The organism is Aeromonas sp. 600527, from assembly GCF_049175415.1.
Taxonomy (GTDB): domain Bacteria; phylum Pseudomonadota; class Gammaproteobacteria; order Enterobacterales; family Aeromonadaceae; genus Aeromonas; species Aeromonas veronii_A.
In genome coordinates, this window is the sequence record NZ_JAAKVA010000004.1 from 252,457 (window position 1) to 274,764 (window position 22,308).

At 52.7% G+C, this 22,308-nt stretch carries 23 protein-coding genes; 16 read left to right on the plus strand and 7 right to left on the minus strand.

Annotated elements, in window-relative coordinates; translation table 11 throughout:
• Positions 1 to 153 precede the first annotated feature (153 nt).
• The 3 genes from G5154_RS08230 (at position 154) to G5154_RS08240 (ending at position 1,960) form a co-directional block, all read left to right on the plus strand.
• Complete coding sequence (locus G5154_RS08230) at positions 154 to 498, plus strand: DUF2956 domain-containing protein (RefSeq protein ID WP_193859634.1); 345 nt, start codon at positions 154 to 156, stop codon at positions 496 to 498.
• Between the two features lie 143 nt (positions 499 to 641).
• Positions 642 to 977, plus strand: a complete 336-nt coding sequence (locus tag G5154_RS08235; RefSeq protein ID WP_107684268.1) for a hypothetical protein — start codon at positions 642 to 644, stop codon at positions 975 to 977.
• Positions 978 to 1,090: 113 nt separating this feature from the next.
• Positions 1,091 to 1,960, plus strand: coding sequence for a hypothetical protein (locus G5154_RS08240; protein WP_421250707.1), 870 nt, complete (start codon positions 1,091 to 1,093; stop codon positions 1,958 to 1,960).
• Positions 1,961 to 2,014: 54 nt separating this feature from the next.
• Here the strand turns inward: G5154_RS08240 and G5154_RS08245 are convergent, their stop codons facing one another.
• Positions 2,015 to 3,421: a sigma-54-dependent transcriptional regulator gene (locus tag G5154_RS08245; protein ID WP_164537592.1), complete on the minus strand. Its 1,407-nt coding sequence runs from the start codon at positions 3,419 to 3,421 to the stop codon at positions 2,015 to 2,017.
• 151 nt (positions 3,422 to 3,572) lie between these two features.
• The gene (gene fkpA / locus G5154_RS08250) at positions 3,573 to 4,376 is read right to left on the minus strand and encodes an FKBP-type peptidyl-prolyl cis-trans isomerase (RefSeq protein ID WP_421250708.1); all 804 of its coding nucleotides are present in this window, start codon (positions 4,374 to 4,376) and stop codon (positions 3,573 to 3,575) included.
• Positions 4,377 to 4,494: 118 nt separating this feature from the next.
• Between fkpA and G5154_RS08255 the strand changes: the two genes are divergently transcribed.
• On the plus strand, positions 4,495 to 5,463 hold the full coding sequence (locus G5154_RS08255; RefSeq protein ID WP_021230804.1) for a hypothetical protein: 969 nt from the start codon (positions 4,495 to 4,497) through the stop codon (positions 5,461 to 5,463).
• Between the two features lie 14 nt (positions 5,464 to 5,477).
• The gene (locus G5154_RS08260) at positions 5,478 to 5,693 is read left to right on the plus strand and encodes a SlyX family protein (RefSeq protein ID WP_005335285.1); all 216 of its coding nucleotides are present in this window, start codon (positions 5,478 to 5,480) and stop codon (positions 5,691 to 5,693) included.
• 100 nt (positions 5,694 to 5,793) lie between these two features.
• On the opposite strand, the gene slyD is transcribed toward G5154_RS08260, so the two are convergent.
• Positions 5,794 to 6,465 (minus strand): peptidylprolyl isomerase, encoded by a 672-nt coding sequence (slyD, locus tag G5154_RS08265; protein ID WP_005348264.1) that lies wholly within the window; start codon positions 6,463 to 6,465, stop codon positions 5,794 to 5,796.
• A gap of 143 nt (positions 6,466 to 6,608) precedes the next feature.
• A complete protein-coding gene (locus G5154_RS08270; RefSeq protein WP_005335287.1) occupies positions 6,609 to 6,812 on the minus strand; it encodes a YheV family putative zinc ribbon protein in 204 nt (67 codons plus the stop codon).
• A 39-nt stretch (positions 6,813 to 6,851) separates the two neighbouring features.
• On the opposite strand from G5154_RS08270, the gene G5154_RS08275 reads away from it, so the two are divergent.
• The 3 genes from G5154_RS08275 (at position 6,852) to G5154_RS08285 (ending at position 9,617) form a co-directional block, all read left to right on the plus strand.
• Positions 6,852 to 7,511: a hypothetical protein gene (locus G5154_RS08275; RefSeq protein WP_421250709.1), complete on the plus strand. Its 660-nt coding sequence runs from the start codon at positions 6,852 to 6,854 to the stop codon at positions 7,509 to 7,511.
• 154 nt (positions 7,512 to 7,665) lie between these two features.
• Entirely contained in the window at positions 7,666 to 8,565 is a 900-nt protein-coding gene (locus tag G5154_RS08280; RefSeq protein WP_371178290.1) for a chemotaxis protein, read from the plus strand.
• A 65-nt stretch (positions 8,566 to 8,630) separates the two neighbouring features.
• Positions 8,631 to 9,617 (plus strand): hydrolase, encoded by a 987-nt coding sequence (locus G5154_RS08285; RefSeq protein WP_421250710.1) that lies wholly within the window; start codon positions 8,631 to 8,633, stop codon positions 9,615 to 9,617.
• Here G5154_RS08285 and G5154_RS08290 read toward each other — a convergent pair.
• A complete protein-coding gene (locus tag G5154_RS08290) occupies positions 9,596 to 10,699 on the minus strand; it encodes a membrane-associated sensor domain-containing protein (RefSeq protein ID WP_421250711.1) in 1,104 nt (367 codons plus the stop codon). The two genes, G5154_RS08285 and G5154_RS08290, sit on opposite strands and share 22 nt — an antisense overlap.
• A 145-nt stretch (positions 10,700 to 10,844) precedes the next feature.
• On the opposite strand from G5154_RS08290, the gene G5154_RS08295 reads away from it, so the two are divergent.
• From G5154_RS08295 to G5154_RS08305, 3 genes are read left to right on the plus strand one after another with little or no spacing between them, the layout of a single operon-like run.
• The gene (locus tag G5154_RS08295; protein ID WP_005348275.1) at positions 10,845 to 11,069 is read left to right on the plus strand and encodes a YheU family protein; all 225 of its coding nucleotides are present in this window, start codon (positions 10,845 to 10,847) and stop codon (positions 11,067 to 11,069) included.
• Positions 11,070 to 11,121: 52 nt separating this feature from the next.
• Entirely contained in the window at positions 11,122 to 11,991 is an 870-nt protein-coding gene (locus G5154_RS08300; RefSeq protein WP_421213090.1) for a phosphoribulokinase, read from the plus strand.
• Between the two features lie 16 nt (positions 11,992 to 12,007).
• The gene (locus tag G5154_RS08305; RefSeq protein ID WP_005348282.1) at positions 12,008 to 12,541 is read left to right on the plus strand and encodes a DUF4136 domain-containing protein; all 534 of its coding nucleotides are present in this window, start codon (positions 12,008 to 12,010) and stop codon (positions 12,539 to 12,541) included.
• 86 nt (positions 12,542 to 12,627) lie between these two features.
• On the opposite strand, the gene G5154_RS08310 is transcribed toward G5154_RS08305, so the two are convergent.
• Both G5154_RS08310 and G5154_RS08315 read right to left on the minus strand, forming a co-directional pair.
• The gene (locus G5154_RS08310; RefSeq protein ID WP_005348285.1) at positions 12,628 to 12,924 is read right to left on the minus strand and encodes an MliC family protein; all 297 of its coding nucleotides are present in this window, start codon (positions 12,922 to 12,924) and stop codon (positions 12,628 to 12,630) included.
• 93 nt (positions 12,925 to 13,017) lie between these two features.
• Positions 13,018 to 13,422 carry an OsmC family protein gene (locus G5154_RS08315; protein WP_421250718.1) on the minus strand — a complete coding sequence of 135 codons (405 nt, stop codon included), beginning with the start codon at positions 13,420 to 13,422 and terminating at the stop codon, positions 13,018 to 13,020.
• A 300-nt stretch (positions 13,423 to 13,722) separates the two neighbouring features.
• On the opposite strand from G5154_RS08315, the gene crp reads away from it, so the two are divergent.
• The 5 genes from crp to G5154_RS08340 all read left to right on the plus strand — a co-directional run bounded on the left by crp (position 13,723) and on the right by G5154_RS08340 (position 21,995).
• A complete protein-coding gene (gene crp / locus G5154_RS08320; protein WP_005335304.1) occupies positions 13,723 to 14,361 on the plus strand; it encodes a cAMP-activated global transcriptional regulator CRP in 639 nt (212 codons plus the stop codon).
• A gap of 125 nt (positions 14,362 to 14,486) precedes the next feature.
• Complete coding sequence (locus tag G5154_RS08325; protein ID WP_421250712.1) at positions 14,487 to 15,287, plus strand: putative RNA methyltransferase; 801 nt, start codon at positions 14,487 to 14,489, stop codon at positions 15,285 to 15,287.
• Between the two features lie 1,042 nt (positions 15,288 to 16,329).
• Positions 16,330 to 17,403, plus strand: coding sequence for a porin (locus tag G5154_RS08330; protein WP_216980222.1), 1,074 nt, complete (start codon positions 16,330 to 16,332; stop codon positions 17,401 to 17,403).
• A gap of 299 nt (positions 17,404 to 17,702) precedes the next feature.
• Positions 17,703 to 18,842 carry an efflux RND transporter periplasmic adaptor subunit gene (locus G5154_RS08335; RefSeq protein ID WP_216980221.1) on the plus strand — a complete coding sequence of 380 codons (1,140 nt, stop codon included), beginning with the start codon at positions 17,703 to 17,705 and terminating at the stop codon, positions 18,840 to 18,842.
• 18 nt (positions 18,843 to 18,860) lie between these two features.
• On the plus strand, positions 18,861 to 21,995 hold the full coding sequence (locus G5154_RS08340) for an efflux RND transporter permease subunit (protein WP_216980220.1): 3,135 nt from the start codon (positions 18,861 to 18,863) through the stop codon (positions 21,993 to 21,995).
• Positions 21,996 to 22,308 lie beyond the last annotated feature (313 nt).

Genomic DNA, 22,308 nt, shown 5'->3' on the forward strand with positions numbered 1-22,308 from the left:
GTGATCTTCGGCCCAACATCCGGCTTCCTGCTGATTTATCAGGTTTTTTGTTGAGCAGTCACTCACTTGCTCCCCTCCCGCACCAAGGAGGCGCCACCCGGACGCGCCTTTGTGGCATACTCCCCAGCCAGCCATGCCCGAGGAGATGATTTGATGGCCAAGTACGACAAGATTTCCCCCGAGACCCAGCAGGAGGCGATGAAAATTGCCCGTGCCAACCAGAAGCCGGGGCAGACCAAGGAACAGACCCAGCTTATCGCGCAAGGGATCCAGAAAGGCATCGACGAATACAAGAAACAGATGAAGGCGCGAGCCCGCGAAGCGAGCCGCCAGAAAAAAATGCAGGCCAAAGCCAGGCAGCCACAGGGCGCGCCACAAACCGAAGAGCAAGACGATCAGCTTGAAGTGATTGAAGTAAGCCATCAGCATCCCCTGCCCTGGATCTTGCTGGTGGTGAGCTGGCTGGGATTTGCAGCAGCCTGGTTCTGGTTGCACTAAGATGCGCTAGCAAACCTTTATCCGGGATCCTCTTCACAGCCCGGGCCCGGGCTGCTGGTGATTACCTGCGAAGAGTGATTAAATCCCGCGCCTCTTGCACCGGACTCCCTGTTTTTTGACGATCAGTTTTCAGGAAAGATGTTATGAACCCCGCTCCGCTCTATCTGCTGGCCCCTTTTGTACTGTTCCTTGTGACCATGCTGCTCTATCGCATTTCGCCGCTGCGGGCGGTCGCCGCCGGTGGGGTACGCTGGTTTATCCTCCCCGCCTTCACCCTGTTTATTTTGCTGATCATCATCAATGGAGCCGCCAATCCCGCCCTGCGCGATCCGGCATTCCACTGGTTGATGCCGGGCCTTGGCTTTGCCCTGAGCCTGTTTCCGGCCCTGCCCAAGGCGCTGGTGCCACGGCTCGCCATCAAAGAGGGGGCCTTTGCCGCCCTCGGTCTGATGCTGATGAGCCTGGCCATGGTCTACTGACCAACCGGCCACAGCAGTTAGCATGATGCAAGGGGCGCTCTGTGACGGGCGCCCCTTGTACAAACAATGGCCTGCAGGCATCTTGGTAACAGGATAACCAGCAAGGAGGCCAGATGGACAATCCGCCCGATTTCATGGCGCTGTGGGATTATCAGGATCCCGCCGCCAGCGCCCTGCGTTTTCACACCCTTCTTCCCGAAGCGCGTGCCGCCGCCGACCTGCAACTCGAACTGGAGTTGCTGACCCAAATTGCCCGCACCCACTCGCTGCAGCGCCAGTTTGCCGAAGCCCATCAGCTGCTCGACGAGATAGAGCCCCGCCTCACCGATCAAACCCCCAGAGCGCGGATCAGGGCCCTGCTGGAACGAGGCCGCACCTTTAACTCGGCGGGCGACAAAGCCAGTGCCAAACCGCTGTTTGAACAAGCCTGGCAATGGGGGCTCAAGGAGAAAGAAACCTATCTCGCCATCGACGCCGCTCACATGATCGCCATCGCCGCACCACTGGAAGAGCAGAGCCGCTGGCATCAACTGGCGATGGAGCTGGCGGAACGCAGCAGTGACGAGAAGGTGCGTGGCTGGCTTGCCCCCCTTTACAACAATCAGGGCTGGACCCTGTTCGAATTGGGCCGCTTTGATGAGGCGAAAATCCAGCAACAGAAGTGCCTGGCCTGGCATCTGCAGCATAACCAGCCGGCCAAGGCGTTTATCGCTCGCTGGAGTCTGGCTCGCCTGACCCGGGCCCAGGGTCAGCACCAGCAGGCACTGGCAGAGCTGCACCAGCTCAAGGCCGATATGGCCGAGGCAGGCGAACCTGAGGATGGTTATCTGTTCGAGGAGCTGGGGGAGAATGCCTTGGTACTCGACGATCCGCTGGCCGCGGAATACTTCTCCCGTGCCTGGTTTCTGTTGTCGCAAGACCGCTGGTTCAGCGCCAACGAGGGGGAGCGACTGGCCCGCCTCAAGCGCCTCGCCAAACTCTGATCCCCAAAATAGCAAGGGCGGCACACTAGCCGCCCTTTCTGCTGGCAAGATGGTTCAGGCCCGATTGGACTCCTCCCACCCCTGCTTTTTACGGTAAATGGTAGAGGGGCTGATCTCGAGCAGGGCCGCCGCCTTGGGAATATTGCCGTCACAGCTGGCGATGGCCTGTTCGATCACCTCTTTTTCCACCAGCCAGAGCGGACGAATTGGCCCGTTGGCAACCCCGGTGGCGGCCGGAGCCGATGCCACCGCTGCCGCAATCGCAGCCGGCAGCTGGGGGCGAACCCCATTGAGCGGTGGCGGCAGAATATCCGGGCTCACCAGCTCCTTGTCATTGAGCACCACGATATTGCGCACCACGTTCTGCAGCTCGCGTACGTTGCCAGGCCAGGGGTAGTCGAGCAGCACTCGCGCCGCCTCGACATCAAAATCCTTGAAGCGTTTGTTCTCCTCCTTGGCGTAGCTCTGCAACAGGGTACGCGCCAGCAGCAGGATATCCTCACCCCGCTCCCGCAGCGGCGGCAGGGTGAGGGGAATGACGTGGAGCCGATAGTAGAGATCCTCGCGAAAACGGCCTGCTTTCACCTCCACCAGCGGATCCCGGTTGGTGGCGCAGATAAAACGCACATCCACCGTCTCGAGCTTGCCGCTGCCGACTCGCTGCACTGTGCCGGTCTGGATGAAGCGCAGCAGCTTGCTCTGCAGGTCGAGATCCATCTCGCAGATCTCGTCGAGAAACAGGGTTCCGCCATCGGCCAGACTGGCCGCCCCCTTGCGATCCCCCTGGGCGCCGGTAAAAGAGCCCTTCACATGACCGAAGATCTCGCTCTCCATCAAATCGTGGGGAATGGCGGCGCAGTTAAGGGCAATAAAGGGCTGTTCGCTGCGGGGACTGCACTGGTGAATCGCCTCGGCACACACCTCTTTGCCGGTGCCGCTCTCGCCCGTGATAAAGACGGTCGCCTTGCTGGGCGCCGCACTTTCGATGATGCGATAGACCGCCTGCATCGACATGGAGGCACCGATAAAGCCGAAGAAGGAGCTGCGCTCGAAGTTCTCCCGATAGTGGGCAACCAGCGAGCTCAACTGCTGGTGTTTCAAGGCATTGCGAACGGTGGCGCAGAGTCGCTTGCTGTCAAACGGCTTGGTCAGAAAATCGAAGGCTCCGAGGCGCATCGCCTCCACCGCCACATCCACCGAGCCGTGGGCGGTGATCACCACCACCGAGCAAGGCAACTGCTGTTCGGTGATCATTTGCAGAATATCCATACCGGACATATCCGGCAGCTCCAGATCCAGCAGCACCACGGGGGGAGGACTTGCCAGCAACTGCGCCAACGCTTGCTGACCACAGTCGGCCTGAACCACCTCATACCCCTCCTGGCGCAGGTACTGTTCATAGACCACCGCCAGACTACGGGTATCTTCCACCAGCAGGACACGCGATTTATTTTCAGCCACTGGACTCATCCTTGTTTTTGATTCTGCGATCTATTTTGCCTTATTTTCGCGCGCAAACCCAACGCCAAGACAGCTCTGTTATCCCGCGATTGCAGGGAATACACAAGTAAAAACGGCTCCTTAAGGAGCCGTTTTTAACTACAAGAAGGGATTACTTCTTGGCGTCGTCAGCAGTCGGCTTCTCGATAGCCAGCAGCTCAACGTCAAACACCAGCACGGCATTCGCCGGGATGGAGCCTGCACCGTGCTCGCCATAGGCCAGCTTGGACGGCAGGAAGAACTTGAACTTGGAGCCAACCGGCATCAGCTGAACACCTTCGGTCCAACCCGGGATAACCTGGTTGAGCGGGAAGGTAGCCGGCTCGCCGCGATCGACGGAGCTGTCGAACTTGGTGCCGTCGGTCAGGGTACCGGTGTAGTGAACCTTGACGATGTCGGTAGATTTCGGCTTGGCGCCAGTGCCCATCTTCTCGACCACGTACTGCAGGCCGGATTCAGTGCTCTTCACACCCTCTTTCTTGGCGTTGGCAGCCAGGAACTCTTCGCCCTTCTTCAGATTCTCAACGGCGTCTTTCTCGGCCTTGGCCTTGGTCAGCTCGTTGATCTTGGCGTCGTAATCCTGCAGTACCTTCTGGATCTCTTCATCAGTCATCTTGGCTTCTTTGCCCAGACCGTCAGTCACCCCTTTCAGGATCACGGTGTTGTCCAGTTTGATGCCCAGTTCCTGCTGACGCTCCAGGGTATTGGCGATGTAACGACCCATGGAGAGGCCAATTGCGTAGCCAGATTGCTCTTCAAAGCTCTTGGCTTCAGCCTTGGTCGCCTCTGCCGGCTTGCTGGCTTCTGCCTTCACTTCGGCGGTATTGGCCGCAGCAGGCTTCTCGTCTTTTTGGCAAGCAGTCAGACCGACGGCAACGGCCGCCGCCAACAGGGACACCTTCAGAAATTTGTTCATCAGTTTCTCCAAACTCCAAATACCGCTCTCGGTTCCATCGTGAAATGAGAGGTTTATCGTGATAAGCGCCTTATACTAACGCCGTGATCGCAGGTAACAAAAGCGTGAGACCGCAAAAATGATAAAAAGTGCCATTTATCTGGTGAGCCTCTGTTTAATGCTCACCGGTTGCGAGCAGAGCTCCCAACCCAACCAGCAAATGACCCTCGCCAGCACGGGTCTGCTGACCGCAGATCTCTCCAGTGATGGCAAGCAGGCCATCGTCTCCAGCATCAGCCAGGGCATCATCGTCTGGGATCTGGAACAGAACCGTCAACGCTGGCGCTGGAAGCAATCCGACTCGGCGGATGATCTGGTATTCATTACCCGCTTTTCCGAAGGCAACAGCCATGCCGTCACCGCCACCCCAGACACCTTTGCTACCTGGCGGCTGAACGACGGGCAATCACAAGGCTACTACTCACTTCCTGAATCCAGGCTGAGGGACATCGCGCTCTCTGCCGACGGTCGTTATGTGCTGATAGGTCGGGAAGATGGCAAGGCCGAGTGGCTCGATACCCGAAGCGGTCGTCGCCTGCAGTTTCTGGGGCACACCGAACAGGTCAATACGGTGGATCTCTCCGCCAACGGTCGCTACGCCCTGACTGGCGGCAACGACTACAGCGCCTATCTGTGGGATACCCGTAGCGGGCAGGTGATCTGGCGGTTCAACCATGGTGGCCGGGTGATCATGGCCAGACTGGAGCCGAGCGGCCGCTACGCCTTCACCGCCGACAGCAGCCGGGCCAGCATCTGGGATCTGAAAACCGGCAAGGAGGTGAGTCAGCTGCAATATGATCACCGCTTCGAGGTCTACACCAGCGCCCGCTTTGCCAACGATGGCAAGTGGCTCATCACCGGCGCCCCTTCCCGTCAGCTCTCCCTGTGGCAAGTGAGCGATGGTGCCCTGCTGCAGAGCTGGCGCGTCTCGCCGCAACCCAAGGTGAAACCGCCCAGCGCAGTGGTCTACGGCGTCGCTTTGCGCGACAATAGCCACCTTGTCAGTGCCAGCTCCAGTGGTCTGGCCGAAATCTGGACAATCAAGTAAGGACCCGAAGGCCCATGAGTCAGCAACTTAACGATCGCATCGAAACCCTGGAAACCCGTCTCGCCTATGCGGAGTACACCATAGAGCAGCTCAACGACGAGGTAACCACCCAGGGCCGTGAACTCGATCGACTCAAATACCAGATCCAGCTGCTGATCGACAAACTGCAAAGCGTACAACCCAGCCAGATTGCCAGCATGGCCGAAGAGACCCCTCCGCCGCACTACTGAACCGGCGCTATCTCTGGTCTGGCGACATGGCTTGGCACCACTGTCAGCCAATAAAAAACCCGCGATTATCGCGGGTTTTTTATCATCGGCCTGGCCGTGATTAGTGGTGATGACCCTTGCCACCACAACCGCCACCACCGCAGCAACCGCCGTGACCATGGTCATCACCGTGGTCGTGGCCATGATCGTGACCGTGGCCAGCACCGCCGCAGCAACCGCCCTGGCCGTGATCCTCATCATGGTCGTGACCATGACCACCACAGCAGCCGCCGTGATCGTGGTCATGACCGTGATCGTGACCGCAACCACCGGCACCGTGAACGTGGCCGTGAGCCAGCTCTTCGGCAGTGGCAGCACGCACGTCCTTGATCTCGACCTTGAAGCCCAGAGTCACACCAGCCAGCGGATGGTTGCCATCCACTTTGACGAACTCTTCGGACACTTCAACCACGGTCACCGGACGGTGGCCATCGTCGGTTTCAGCCACAAAAGTATCCCCTTCGGAGACTTCCATGCCATCGAACAGCTCGCCCGGTACTTCTTGTACCAGTGTCTCGTCATATTCGCCGTAGGCCTGGCTCGGTGCCAGAGTCACTTCGAAGGCTTCACCTACCGCGCGACCTTCCAGCTCGGCTTCCAGGCCTGAGACCAGGTAACGGGTGCCGTGCAGATAGACCAGCGGCTCTTTGCCGACAGTGCTGTCGATGACTTCACCGTGCTCGTCGGTGACTGTGTATTCCAGCGTAACCACGCTCAGAGGAGCTACTTTCATGTCAGGATCCTGCGGATAGAAAAAAACGGGCTCAGAATACCCTAAAAAGCGGGCCGCGCATATGCCGTGCGGCGCCACTGAGTGACGAAAAAAACGGCAACAGCGTCAGCAAGGAGACCCTCATTCCACCCGCCGTTCCCTTATCAGGGGCGAAACACCCCGATCACCTCTTCCGCCTCGCGAGTCTGCTTGTCGACCTCGGCAGGCGTTTGTACCTGGGTATCGCCACAGGCGACGCAGGTCACCTTCTCGACTCCATGCTCCAGATACAGCATCATGTTGTCCAACTTGCCGCACGCCGGGCAGACTGCACCGGCAATGAAGCGCTTTTTACGTCTGGTTTCCATATTTGTTACCTCCAGGCAGCATCATATCAGGGTTTTTACATGCATCACGCCATCGAGTATCACCATTTTTCCTGCCAGGGCCTGCACGCCGGCAACCGCAAACGAACTCCGGTCGGGCAGCTGTTGCGGATCACCCGGGGCGCCGCGCTGCTGAGACTGGGCCAACATGAGCTATTGCTGCCGGCAGGCAGCAGCTTCTGGCTCTGCGCCGATGCCCTCGCCGCCTTCAGCCCCCTCAGCGGTTGCGAGTACGATCAGCTGAATGTCTCTTTGCGCGTGGCTCAGCCGCAGCAGGCAGGCTGGCTGCAGACGACCCCGCTGCTCGATGCCCTGCTCGACTCGCTAGCCCGGTGGCAACGTCCGAAAGAGTGGCAAGGGGCCTACGGTCAGCGACTGCAGGTGATCCTGGATGAGCTGCAACAGTGCGCCATCAGCCAGCAGGGTTATGGTGAGCTGCAAGCTTGCTGGCAAGCGCTGGCCAATGGCCAGCCGGAGTCTCTGCAACAGTGGGCACAACAAGCCGATGCGCCGATGGAAGGGAGTAAATTGCAACAACAGTGGCAACTTCTACAGGCGCTCAGATTGCTCAAGGGCGGCAGCAAACCCGCGCAGGTGGCCAGCAAGCTGGGTTATGCCGATGAGGCCTCATTGCAAGCTGCCTGCCAGCAGTGGGGATTTGGCGAAGATGGTGATCAATAACCGGACGCCGGTGTGAATGCGCCAAATAAATCGGCTGAACGAGTCCAGTTTTTTTGCCAGATGATCGTTAACAAGGAAGGGCCATCCCCACCGTAATCCTTTATGCTAGAGACCTGAAGTGACTGCCAACGTTTCGACCAACAGGACATCTGCCATGACGAGCAAAGCCAATCAATCCCAAGGCATGTTGCTGTTTCACCTTTCGGCCCAGCAATCCTTTGCCATCGGTACTCTCAAGGTGAAGGAGATAGTCCCTTACACCCAGCTGACCGCCATGCCACACTCGCATCCGACCGTGTTGGGGGCCGCCAACATGCGCGGTTCCACCATTCCGGTGATCGACATGGCAATGGCGGTGGGTTATCGCCCCATCAGCAAGGAGGAGATGCCGCACTGCTTCATCATCATCACCGACTGCCGCCGCACCCTGGTGGGCTTTCTGGTACGGGGTATCGACAAGATCACCGAGTGCAACTGGCGCGATATCGAATCACCTCCCGCCGCCCTCGGCCACAATGTGTTCGTAACCGGTGTAACCCGGGTCAATGACCAGCTGATCCAGTTGCTGGACGTGGAGCTGATCCTCTCCCGGGTCTATCCGGACGATCCGAGCCACCTCTATCCGGTACTGACCGATGTGCAGCGGGAGCGGATCAAGCCGATGCGGATCCTGCTGGTTGATGACTCCTCGGTTGCCCGCCGTCAGCTGATGGCAGCGCTGGACTACATCAATATTCCTTATGAGGTCTGTACCAATGGCAAGGATGCACTGACCCTGATGCAGCAACGGGCCAGCCAGAAGACCCCTATCGACATTCTGGTGAGCGATATCGAGATGCCGGGGCTTGATGGCTACGAGCTGGCCTTCGAAGTGCAGAGCGACAGCAAACTGGCGGGAGCCTACATCATCCTCCACACCTCGCTCTCCAGCGAGATCAGTGTGGAGCGTGCACATCAGGTGGGGGCCCATGAGGCGCTGACCAAGTTCGAGGCCAACGAGCTGATCCAGGCCATGCTGCGCGGCGCCGAACATCACGATCGCCTGCTGAAATAAACCAATGACTGGCGGGAGGTCACTCCTCCCGTCCTCCTTATCTTCGACACTGACCGGCTGACCCCATGCTGACCGAGAGCCACTTCCACGCCCCCTGGTGGGCCCGCAATCCTCATCTGCAGACCATATTGCCCAAATGGCTGCGCCGCCCCCCTGCCCGTTTTGTGGCTGAGCGTTTTGAACTGCAGGATGGCGACTTTGTCGACCTCGCCTGGAGCGGGGAAGTCAGCCTTGATGAACGGCCGCTGGTAGTGGTGTTTCACGGGCTGGAGGGGAGCATTCACTCCCACTATGCCAAGGGATTGTTCGCCCACCTGCAGCAAGAAGGCAGAGAGGCTGTGCTGATGCACTTTCGCGGTTGCAGTGGCGAGCCCAATCGCCACCTGCAAGCCTATCACTCCGGCGCCATCGGTGATGCGCAGGAGCTGATTGCCGAGCTGAGCCAGCGCTTCCCGGGCAAACCGCTGATCGCCATCGGCTTTTCACTGGGTGGCAATATGCTGGTCAATCTGCTGGCGCGAGCCTGTCCTGCGGCATTGAAAGCGGCGGTGGTGGTCTCGGCCCCGCTGCAACTGGCGAGCTGCGCCGAGCGGGTCAATCAGGGCTTCTCGAAGGTCTACCAGAACTATCTGCTGCGTACCATGCGCCGCAATCTGCTCAACAAAATCAGCCAGCAGCAGAAAGCGAGTGAACGCTGGCAACCCCAGCAAGTAGAGCAGATTGCCACCCTGCGTGATTTTGACGAGCTGGTCACCGCGCCACTGCACGGCTTTCACAGTGCAACCCACTACTACCAGAGCTGCTCCGGCCTTCCCCTGCTGCGCCAGATCGCGATCCCGACCCTGATCATCCACGCCGCCGACGACCCTTTTATGTCACACGCCGTCATTCCACGGCCGGAGCAACTCTCGCCCACGGTGCGCTATGAGCTGAGCCAGCGCGGCGGCCATGTCGGCTTTCTGCACGGCACGCCCTGGCGGCCACGGTTTTGGCTGGATGAGCGGATCAGCCGCTGGATTGCCGAACAGAGTCACTCTGCAACACAGAACTGATTGCGTCCGAATTCCTTGGCCCGATAGAGCGCCTGATCGGCCCGCTCCAGTAGCTGCTCGCCACTCTCCCCGTTTCCCAGTGCTGCGATCCCCTGACTGATGGTCACCCGATCGGCGACGTCGGATGCCAGATGCTCAAGCTGCACTTCAGCCAGCCCATCCTGCAACCGCTGCGCTACCTTAGCTGCGCCCTGACTATCGGCATCGGGTAGCAGCAACACAAACTCCTCACCGCCGTAACGGGCAGCCAGCTCCGCCTCACTGCGCACCACACGCATCATCAACTGCGCCACTTCCCGCAGGCAGACATCTCCCGCCTGATGGCCATAGTGATCGTTAAAGCGCTTGAAGTAGTCCACATCAATGAGGATAAGGGCAAGCGGAGTGCCGCTCGACTGACTATGGGCTCTGCAACGTTCGAGTTCCTGACTGAAGTGGCGCCGGTTGGCAAGACCGGTCAGTGGATCCTGCTTGGCCAGTGCATCGAGGCGCCGCAACAGAGCCAGATTGTCATGCTCGCGAATTACGGCCAACTCAAACCAGCGATGCAGCATCCGGCGGCCAACCTCCAGCGCCATGATGGTACATACCACTTCAAGCAGATAAAGCTGGGGAAAATCCACCTCCAGCCACCACAAGCGCGCAACGCCAAATAGCAACGGTACACTGAGATAGGCATATAGCACGCGTCGGTCGGGATAGAACGCGATCAGCGCGGCCAGTAAATTGAGGCGCATGATCCCGTTGGCATAGCTTGCACCTCCCCGCAGCTCAACTTCACCAATGGTGAAGATATGCAGCGTCCAGACGCCCCCCCAGACCAACATTACGACCAGTGCGCACCATAGCCAGACTCGATCCTGCATATGGTTGCAGAGCAGGGCTGCAACCGGCAGTAGCAGTAGCACTACCATGACAAAACCCAACTCACTCTGAAAACGCCATGGTAGAGCACCATCACTGGCCAGGCCCGCCTGACTGTAGACCTGGTAGCGTATCGCAAGAAACAGCACCACCAGCCAGTTCAACAGCCAGAACCAGACCATGCCGCGACTGATAGCCTGCCGGCGAGCAAGATCCATGTGAGCCGACATCGTTGAGGGGGCCCGGCGTTGCTCTTCAGACAACATGTCTCACACTCCACGAAACGCGTAAAAAGAGGTTGCACTCATTTTATTGCGCACAACAATAGCTGACAGTTATACCCTTTTGCATCGAGATCCCTTCATGATAATCCCCTGGCAAGCATTGGATGCCGATACCCTGACCAACCTGATCGAGCACTTTGTGCTGCAGGAAGGCACCGAATATGGCGAGCATGATGTGCCGCTTGAGGCTAAGGTCGCTATGGTAAGGACTCAATTACAGCAAGGCATCGCCGTGATCGTCTATAGCGAGTTGCATGAATCGGTCAATATTGTGCCGCGTGATCGTTTCAACGAGCCGTCTTGACCATCTCGGGTTCACGCCCGTATAACGAAACTCCCAAGGAAGAGAGCATTCTATGTCGGCCAAGCATCCCATTATCGCCGTCACCGGGTCGTCCGGTGCCGGTACGTCTACCTCCACCATTGCCTTTAGATCTATGTTCCACCAGCTGGGTTATCAGGCGGCCGTGGTAGAAGGTGACAGTTTTCACCGCTATACCCGCCCCGAGATGGACGTGGCAATCCGCAAGGCGCGCGAGCAGGGACGCCACATCAGCTATTTTGGCCCCGAGGCCAATGACTTCGGCTTGCTGGAGAGCTTCTTCCAGGGCTATGGCCAGGATGGCACCGGTCAATATCGCCGCTATCTGCACAGCTTTGACGAGGCGGTCCCCTTCAACCAGATGCCCGGCACCTTTACCCCCTGGCAGCATTTGCCGAACGATACCGACCTGTTGTTCTACGAAGGGTTACACGGCGGTGTGGTCACCGAGGATCACAATGTGGCCCGCCACGTTGACTTTCTCATCGGCGTGGTGCCCATCGTCAACCTGGAATGGATCCAGAAGCTCATTCGCGATACCTCGGAGCGTGGCCACTCCCGTGAGGCAGTGACCGACTCCATCGTCCGTTCCATGGATGATTACATCAACTTCATTACCCCGCAGTTCTCCCGTACCCATATAAACTTTCAGCGAGTACCGACGGTGGATACCTCCAACCCCTTCAGCGCCAAGGTGATCCCGAGTCTGGACGAGAGTATGCTGGTGATCCGGTTTCGTGGCATAAAACAGGTTGATTTTCCCTACCTGTTGTCAATGATCGATGGATCATTCATGTCGCGGATCAATACCATCGTCGTGCCGGGCGGCAAGATGGGGTTTGCCATGGAGCTGATCCTCAAGCCACTGATCCAGCAACTGCTCGAAACGGGCAAAATCACCTGATACAAAGGAGCTTATGATGCGCTTTGCCTCTCTCTCTGTGGTGCTACTTGCCCTGCTGGGTGGCTGCAGTAGCGGGCCGTCAGCACCAACGTTTGAGCCCGGAACCATGGTGGCTCGCTCGCTCGGTGACTGGACCTTCGGCGCCACTCCGCGCTACGCACTGGCTGAACAATATCAGTTTGCCGGCGATCAGGCCGAAGGATGGCTGGAACCCATCCAGAATGCGGTCAGTAAAGAACTCAATGGCAAGGGGTGGCAGAGCGTTCCTCTTGATGAAGCGGATCTCTGGGTCGCTATCGGTGTAGCGGGTAACAAGGATATCAGCGATGGACAGATTTTTTCCCGCCTTGGCATGACGCCCGGGGTGCAGGCCACACCAGATCAGCGCAAGGGCACCCTGGCCATCGTGCTACTCGACCGCAAAACCCAGAAAGCCGTCTGGAGTAGCGCCATCTCGCTGGCCAGCGATGTCGCCATTGCCGATAACCAGCGCCAGGCTCTCAGCCAACAGCTCGCGGCCAAACTGCTGGCACCAGTACCAACCCACTGACGTCCTCATCATTTTTGTTAATGCTTTTAATAAGAAGAGCGGCTTGTCGAATGACAAGCCGCTCTTCTTGCGGGAACACACCGGGATTACTTCAGCGTACAGGTCAGCAGCGTCACCCCTTTCTGGGTAAGGAGAGCTTGTTTTTCCTGATTCCAGAAGGTGGTCAGGCCGTCAGAATATTTGGCGCCAGACTCTGACTCCACACGCGCCAGCTTGTGGTAAACACCGGCATAGGGGAACTGCACCATATCAGCCTGGGCATCATAGGTAACGGCCAGCATCTCTTCGCCACACTGGTATTGGCTGTATTGATACTGGGTAGGTTGCGGGCTGCTGCACGCCGCCAGGCCCAAAAGGGGAAGCAGAGCGATCAATTTTTTCATTGCACTTTCCTTATGTAATGGCTTTATGTCATGGCCTTGTGCAGTGGCCTTACGTAACGGCCTTATGCCAGGGTACCAACGAAACTATCGTTATCAAGCTTCAACAATTTGATAACTATGGGTAATTTGTACCGCTTTTTCCAACATCAGGGAAACAGAACAGTATTTTTCCATCGACAGATCGACCGCTCTGGCCACCTGTTTCTCTGCCAATCCCTTGCCTGTCACCACGAAGTGCAGATTAATCTTCTCGAAAACCCGGGGCACGCTATCGACCCGTTCGCCACTGACATCAACATGACATGCGGTCACCGACTGGCGCGCTTTTTCGAGGATGGAGACCACATCAATGGAGCTGCAGCCACCAACCGCCAGCAGGATCATCTCCATCGGGCTGGCCCCCTCACCGGGGTTGGCACCATCCAGGATCACCTTGTGACCGGATTCAATCTCACCCACAAACTTCATCCCTTCCACCCAGCTGACCTTGGCTTTCATCTCGCACTCTCTCCTGTTAATCATGATGATGGATCCCTAGCATAACCCAGTCGCTTATCTCTGCCGAACAGGGGGAGTTGGGATGGAAATAGATCAAAATCAACATCTCCAACCTCTATCTTCCCTAGAATGGCCGAAGCGGCGCAGCAGGCATTACTCAAAGGGCTCTGTCAAAAGCCCGCAAAGCCTTGTCAGCACAGGCAAAGGCTCTTATCCTACTGCGACCAATACAAGGAATGGCAAGATTGGCAGCTTGCCCGGACGCACAAGTCCATAAAAAGACACTACAGAGGAATTCTCATGGTCATTGGCAAACCGCAAAGCGATCCCACCCTGGAATGGTTCTTGTCGCACTGCCACATTCATAAGTATCCCGCCAAGAGCACCCTGATCCATGCGGGTGAAAAAGCGGAGACCCTCTACTACATCGTCAAGGGCACTGTGGCCGTCTTGATCAAGGACGATGAGGGCAAAGAGATGATCCTCTCCTATCTGAACCAGGGCGATTTCCTGGGCGAGATGGGGATGTTCGAGGAGAACGAGAATCCCGAGCGCTCCGCCTGGGTTCGCGCCAAAGGCTCTTGCGAAGTGGCAGAGATCTCCTACAAGAAGTTCCGCCAGCTGATCCAGGTCAACCCGGACATTTTGATGCGTCTCTCTGGCCAGATGGCCAAGCGCCTGCAACACACCAGCCAGAAAGTGGGTAACCTCGCCTTCCTGGATGTGACTGGCCGGATCGCCCAGACCCTGCTCAACCTGGCCAAACAGCCGGATGCCATGACCCACCCGGATGGCATGCAGATCAAGATCACCCGTCAGGAGATCGGCCAGATCGTCGGCTGCTCCCGTGAAACCGTGGGCCGCATCCTGAAGATGCTGGAAGAGCAGGAGCTCATCTCTGCTCACGGCAAGACCATTGTGGTATTTGGCACTCGCTGATGACCCGTCCGCAGGCCTGGCTGAGGCCTTGGGATAAAAAAGGCTGCTACGGCAGCCTTTTTCGATCCTCTCCCCTATAATCCCGAACGCCTTTCACTGTTCCGGCATTCGCCCAGAGAGTTACTATGCACCTTCAATGTCCCCGTTGCCGCAGCCCGCTCCATCTTCATGAAGCCTCCCAGGGGCGCTATTGCGACAACAAACATCACTTCGATCCGGCACCGGAAGGTTATCTGGATCTCATTCCCGGCAAGAAAAACCCCAAAGACAGCGACAGCCGCGCCCTGATGCGCGCCAAGCACCATTTCCTGGAAGCCGGACACCAACTGCCGCTGGTTGAAGCAATGGCCTCCCTGCTCTCTCCGCTGGCCCCGCAAGAGTTGATCCATCTCGGGTGCGGTGAAGGCTACTACTGCCGTGCTCTGGCAGAGCGCCTGCCCGGCTGGCAGTTTGCCGGGATTGATATCGCCAAAAACACCATCTTTGCTGCAAAAAAAGCGCAGCCGGACGGTCAATTTGTCATTGCCGATCCCGCCCGTGCGCCGCTGCAACCAGGCTCGGTTCAGGTGTTGCTGGTCAACGATCTCAAGGTCAAGACCGAACAGCTTGTTAGCTGGCTGGCCCCCGGTGGCTATCTGCTCTATCTGCAGCCGGGCCCGCGCCATCAGTGGCAACTGCGGGTCAGCCTCAATCCGGTGAGCATGGAACACTCCCTCAGCTGGCCAACCCTCGACGGCCTCAATTTGATGGCTCAACAGCGCTGCCAGTTCAGCTTCACCATGGATCAGGCCATGCGCAGCTTTATTCTGGAGACCAGCCGTCTCGGCTGGCGGGCAACCGGTGAGCAGCGTCACGCTTTCGCTCAACAGGGTCCGGATGAACTGGAACAGGATCTGCTGCTGACCCTGTGGCAAAAAGCAAGTTGACTACCTGGCAAGACACTCAAAGGGGCTGGGTTTCCAGGATAGCGTCGTCATCAGTGCGGGTACACAGGGAGGTGTAACAAACTGAGGCGCTGTCACGCCCCCCTGGCGTTGGCTTATTTTGGCGCAATTCCTCACTGTTGCAGCAGATATAAACAAGGTATTGTTCATCAGATAACGTGCAATGTTTCCAGTATTACAGCCTGAATATGGCTGACCTTATACATGGAGCACCGATGGGACGAGGAGTGAGACTCACCGATTTTTAAACTGCCCTTTATCGGATAGAGCAAAACTGGTGAGTTGATATGCTGGCAGACGCCGACGCGTTATGGCTGTCAGGGTAAACTAGCCCATTCTTATATGGTTACGTGCAGGAAACACGGGATGGACCTGCTAGCTCCTTGACAGCAAGTACCTTAAGCAATCTGCGGAGTACTAGGTGGGTATATGTGCTGTATCCAAAACTGGGTATCGCAAGCCAGACTACCTACAGCATCAGCGCTGGGCATATCACATAGGCAACCACCATTCTCACCACTTCAACCGCCCTTTCAACCAGCTCAAGAGTGGCACGAGCAGGTCATGTTAGTGAACTCATCAGCACTCCGGATCTCCAATCTAACTATTTGTCAGCAAAAAACGGATGGAGAACCTGAGCATTATGGCGCAATACATGCTCATGCAAGATAGCAGACAACCAGGTTCACAAAGTGCTACAGGTTGTGTGCCGTCTGCTATCCAGAAAAGCGTTGGCACTATCAGCTGTGACACAGCTCACAACTTGCTTTATCGGCTTGGTTGATGAGGAATGTCGAAATACATAAAAATTAAAATGATAATAACACATTGAATTTAATTGCTTTTCACCTACTTCAAAAATGTCTTTTCTGATATTTCCAGCCCCCTTCCCCGCTCAATTAAACGGCGACAGATTCAGGCCCAGTCAAGGTTCAGGCGCCTACCGTGTGGTTATCGGACCCTTTCCGATTTCCATAGAGCCGATCACAGGTTCGGAAGTGTTTACATCAGAGGAAACATGGATATGAAAAAATCTGCACTGACTATGGCCATCACCAGCTTAGTACTGGCCAGCGGCGCTCAAGCAGCCACTGTTATTAATCAAAATGGTACTAAGCTGGATATTGGTGGCCGAGTAAACGGTGAATATTATGCCTCCGGTAACAAAGATCTCCGTGGTGATTCAAGCTATTTTCGCCTGCATGTTAACGGTGAAACGGCTATCAATAATGAGCTAAATGCTTTTGGTTTCGCTGAGTATAACTTGCCAACCTCTGGCTCTGACAACGATGAACTGCGTTATGCCTATGCAGGTATGAAGCATGATACTTTCGGAACGTTAGTCTATGGTCGTCAAGATGGTTTGTTCGATAAAGCAGTAAAGAACACCACTGATATCATGCCAGAATTTGGTGGTGATGGCCTTGGTAAAGTAAACGATCTATTTGGTACTGGACGTAGCAACGGTCTGCTTCAGTACATCTATACATACGATGGCCTCTCCTTGGGTGCTCAGTTTACCGGTGAAGGTAAAGCTCAAAATAATGACCGTTTTACCAATTCTGGTAATCATTTGATGGGGACTGGTAACGGTTTCGCCACATCAGCTACTTACAACTTTGATAATGGTCTCGGTTTGGGTGTTGCTTATAACCAAGCCAAGAAAACTAACGATCAAAGAAACTATTCATCGTTTGGTGGCGACCATGATGCCAAACTTGTTGGTGGCGCAATTAGCTATACCAATAGCGGTTTCTACATGGCAGTCAACTACTCTCATGGTGAATATCAGTCTATCGTAAACAATGGTTTTGCTGCAGAGAGCAATGGTTATGAAGCCGTAGCAAAATATCGTGCTGGCGACTTTGAACCCATCGCAGCTTACATTAGAGAAGATGTAAAAGACACCTCTAACAATATTAGCGGCCGCCTTAACGAATATGTTGACCTGTCCGTAAGATATTACTTCACCGAGAATTTCACTACCTTTGTAGATTATAAAATGAATCTGCTGGATGATGGTTCCATGAGTGGCTATAGCAAATATGGTCAGCCGACAGATGATATCGTAGCTATCTCCATGGAATATAACTTCTAATTACAGATAGCATTAAAATAAAAAATGCCGGTCATCCGGCATTTTTTTTTGCTTTTTCTTTTTGTCTTTAAAAACAATCATCAATTAATTGCTGACACAATTTGCTACAGATAAACACATTCATAACACATATCTTGGTTACACTTTAATAATTAATGAGCATACTTGATTTTGTAAATTAATACAGAATATATCTATCAAGTATTAAATATCGCCAAGGATGATTTCTGCTGTTCACTTACAGTCATAAGGTTATATCTTCTTGCCACCCATATTTTTATCAGCCAGGTAATAAATGCATGTATAGAAAACATACTCTATTGTTATCCTTTGTTATTTTTAGCTGCTCAGCACTACTCAGTGGATGCAATAGAAATACTAACACGCCATCTATAAGTACCTTACCTACTGAGGTTAGTTATATTAACTTAGTTAATGAAAACATCCCTGTCATTACAAGTTTAGTTGGTAGAGTTGAAGCAGAGCGTGTCTCTGAAGTAAGGCCCAGAGTTGATGGAATAATTTTAAAGCGTTTCTTTGAAGAAGGTGCTGATATAAAAAAAGGACAAATACTGTATCAGATTGATCCAACACCATATGAGGCAACAGTCAAAAAACTCAAAGCTGAATTAGCAAAAGAACAGGCTAATGAAGAGATGCTGAGACTGCAAGATGAACGATTTAAATATATTTTAAGCAAACATCTTATAAGTAAACAAGATTATGATAAGAATCACTCAGCTTGGCAACAGGCAAAAGCTGCCGTCATGGCTGCTAAAGCAGCACTAGATGAAGCTGAAATAAATCTTGGTTATACAAATGTACGAGCCCCTATCAGCGGAAAAATCGGTCGCTCGAATATCACTGAGGGCGCGCTGGTCACCGCCAACCAAACGGCAGCGCTTGCATCTATACAACAACTTGATCATGTCTATATTAACGTGAATCAGTCATCTACTGACCTCATCAATCTAGAAAACGCCGTAAGCAAAGGAAAAATCACTAACCTTAGCTCAACAGGAAATAATGTAAAAATATCACTAATGAATGATACCGATTACCCTCATCTTGGCAGTATAAAATTTTCTGACATTAGTGTTGACCAAGATACAGGTATGGTATTGGTTCGTGTAACAGTGCCGAATCCGGAACACAAATTACTACCGGGCATGTTTGTCAAAGCTTCAATAAAAGAGGGTTCATTAAAGGACAGCTTTTTAATACCCCAGAAAGCAATACAGAGGACTCCTCGCGGAGAAGCATTTGTAATGACACTAACCAAAGATAATCATGTTGCAATAAAAAATGTGTCGCTAGGTAAAATGACTGGTTCTAATTGGACTGTTACATCTGGTTTGTCAAGCATTGATAAAGTTATTGTTGAAGGGATTCAAAAAATCAATCCTGGTGATTTAGTAAAACCATACCTTTATAACTAAGGCCGGAGTATCTATCACATGGCTCGTTTTTTTATAGATCGCCCTATTTTTGCTTGGGTTTTAGCCATAATAATAATGCTCTCAGGCATATTATCCATTATCTTTATGCCTATAGAGCAATACCCTGATATCGCCCCCCCAGTAGTTCGAATTACTACAAGTTACCCCGGTGCGTCGGCTGAAACTGTAGAGAATACAGTAACTCAGAATATTGAGCGGAAAATGCTTGGTATCGATAATCTGATGTATATAAAGTCAACGAGTGATTCGAATGGTAATGGTGTCACTCAACTAACCTTTGAACCAGGAACCGATCCTGATATCGCTCAGGTGCAGGTACAAAATCAGTTAAAAACTGTTGAGGCTCATTTACCTGATGCAGTAAGACAACAGGGTGTCATGGTTAAAAAAACATCCGACTCTTTTCTAATGATTGCATCAATTACCTCCAGCAATCCAAAAGTCAGCCGGGCAGATCTTTCAGACTACTTATTAAATAATATTTATGAACCACTAGGCCGGGTCAACGGTGTTGGAGAGCTACAAGTATTCGGTAGCCAATATGCCATGCGTATCTGGCTTGATCCTAATAAATTGGCACAGCTTAACTTATCTGTTGCTGATATTAAAAAAGCTATTAAATCCCAAAATTCTCAAGTATCCTTTGGTCAGCTCGGTGGAGCACCAGCCACATCAGCTCAAGACTTCAGTGCAACGATTGTTGGTCGCGGTCGTTTGAATACCAGCGAGCAATTTGAGAACATTGTAGTTTTGGCAAAAACTGATGGTAAAAATGTAAAATTGAAAGATATTGCAAGAGTAGAATTAAATAGCGAATCTTTTGACACATCTTCATTATTAAACGGCCAAGCTACGGCAGCAGTAGGTATAAAACTGGCATCTGGTGCGAACGAGATGCTTACATCAAAGCTGGTACGTGAAAAACTGGATGAATTGTCTCAACAATTCCCAATGGATTATAAATTGGAGTATCCTAACGACACGACGCCATTTGTAAAGTTATCAATTGAAGAGGTTGTAGAAACACTATTTGAAGCTGTCATCCTTGTGTTTCTTATCATGTATCTGTTTTTGCAAAATTTTCGTGCAACCTTGATTCCAACCCTTACAGTTCCAGTAGTACTATTAGGTACATTCGGGATTATGTCGGTTATGGGGTTCAGTATTAACACCCTTAGCATGTTTGGATTAGTACTGGCTATCGGTTTGCTGGTCGATGATGCAATTGTCGTCGTAGAAAATGTCGAGCGTTTAATGACGGAGGAGTCACTTTCTCCTATTGAGGCGACTCGCAAATCCATGGATCAAATCACAGGTGCACTAGTTGGTATCTCACTAGTATTAAGCGCTGTCTTTATTCCTATGGCTTTCTTTGGTGGTTCAACTGGTGTTATATATCGTCAATTTTCACTTACTATCGTTGCAGCCATGGGGCTATCTGTAATTACATCTATGGTTTTTACGCCAGCCCTCTGTGCAACATTATTAAAAGCGACACATGACAGCTCGACAAGAAATAAATTTTTTGAGACTTTCAACATATATTTTGAGAGAATGACAATCAACTACGAAACTGGCCTGGTACAAATACTTAAAAGAGGAGGAACGTTTACTCTCATCTATGTTTTACTGCTATGCGTAATGCTTGGTTTATTTAAGGTATTACCATCATCGTTCTTGCCTACGGAAGACCAGGGTTCATTTTTTGTATCTATTCAGCTTCCTGATGGAGCCAATCTAAAACAGACTCAGGCTACCTTGGAAAAAGTAAACAATTATTTTTCCAGCGAAGAAAAAAATAATGTGCAGATGATGCTAGCTGTACATGGATTTAACTTCTCTGGTCGCGGGCAAAATATGGGAATGGCATTTGTAAAACTACAACCATGGGACCTTCGTAAAAATGAAGACGATCAGGTTGATAGCATAATAAAACGAGCCAACAAATATTTCTCCTCAATAAAGGAAGCCAATGTAATGGCTTTCAATCAACCAGCTATTCGTGGCTTGGGAACATCTTCTGGTTTTGACTTCTTTTTGCAAGATCGTTCAAATCTGGGGCACAATGAACTAATGAATCTAGAAAAAACATTTCTGGAGAATGCCAACAAGGATCCTCGACTAGCAAATGTAAGAGCTAATGGGATGAAAGATAGCCCTCAGTTTATTATCGATATTGATTATGAAAAAGCAATCGCACAAGGTGTCAGTATTGATGATATTAATGAAACTCTATCAACAGGTTGGGGTAGTAGTTATATCGATGATTTCATTGACCGTGGCCGCCAAAAACAAGTAATCATGCAAGCGGAGCCAAATTATCGAATGACTCCCGATGATCTTAACCTATGGTATATTCGTAACAGTAAAGGAGATATGGTGCCTTTCTCTTCCTTTGCGTCCACCCGTTGGAAGGTGGCATCGCCGAGGTTAGAACGTTATGATGGTTACTCTGCAGTCGAAATCGTTGGTGAGGCAGCCCCTGGCTATAGTACCGGTGACGCCATGAAGGCCGTTGAAGAAATAGCCGAAAAATTGCCCAATGGTATTACCGTCTCTTGGACAGGATTATCACTGGAAGAGCAAAAGTCGGGATCACAAGCACCGTATCTTTATGCTATTTCCATACTCTTTGTTTTTCTGTGCCTTGCAGCACTTTATGAAAGTTGGACAATTCCTACTTCTGTTATATTAGTAGTACCATTAGGCGTAATTGGAGCATTAGTTGCAACATATGTGCGCGGGCTTGAAAATGATGTCTATTTTCAAGTTGGTCTATTAACGACAATTGGCCTGTCAGCTAAGAACGCAATCTTAATAGTTGAGTTTGCAAAAGACCTTTATGCACAAGGTGCTAATTTACAATCAGCAGTTATTGAAGCTGCTCGACAGCGTCTACGGCCAATTCTCATGACATCTTTGGCTTTCTTGCTGGGTGTTTTGCCATTAGCAATCAGTTCAGGTGCTGGAGCCAACAGTCGCCATGCTATTGGTACAGGTGTCATCGGTGGCATGATCACAGCAACTATTCTGGCTATTTTTTTCGTGCCTCTGTTCTTTGATATAGTAATGAAAAAGTTTCCACCAAAAATGTCGGAACAACTATCGGTCATACCAGAAAGTGGGAACTAGAAGAATATCGATGCTGGTTACGCCGAGTACGTATCTACCGCTGTATGATTCGGCTTAAGTTCGGATTGAAAACTGAACCAGCTCGATTCAGTTGGTGGCTATGCCACCAACTATCTGAGCAATAACAGCGATAACACTGTTGCTGCTGTTGCTCTGCACTACAGCTTCCAAGTGATTGGAAGTCAGTTATACCCTGTAATATCTATGTCTACTATTTTATTTTCTTCCGGCCGCTCTGCGGCCGTTTTTTTATTGCGCGTTTTCATGGTCTTGCATATAACTATCGAGCGGATAGCTGTAATTTCAGCCCGTT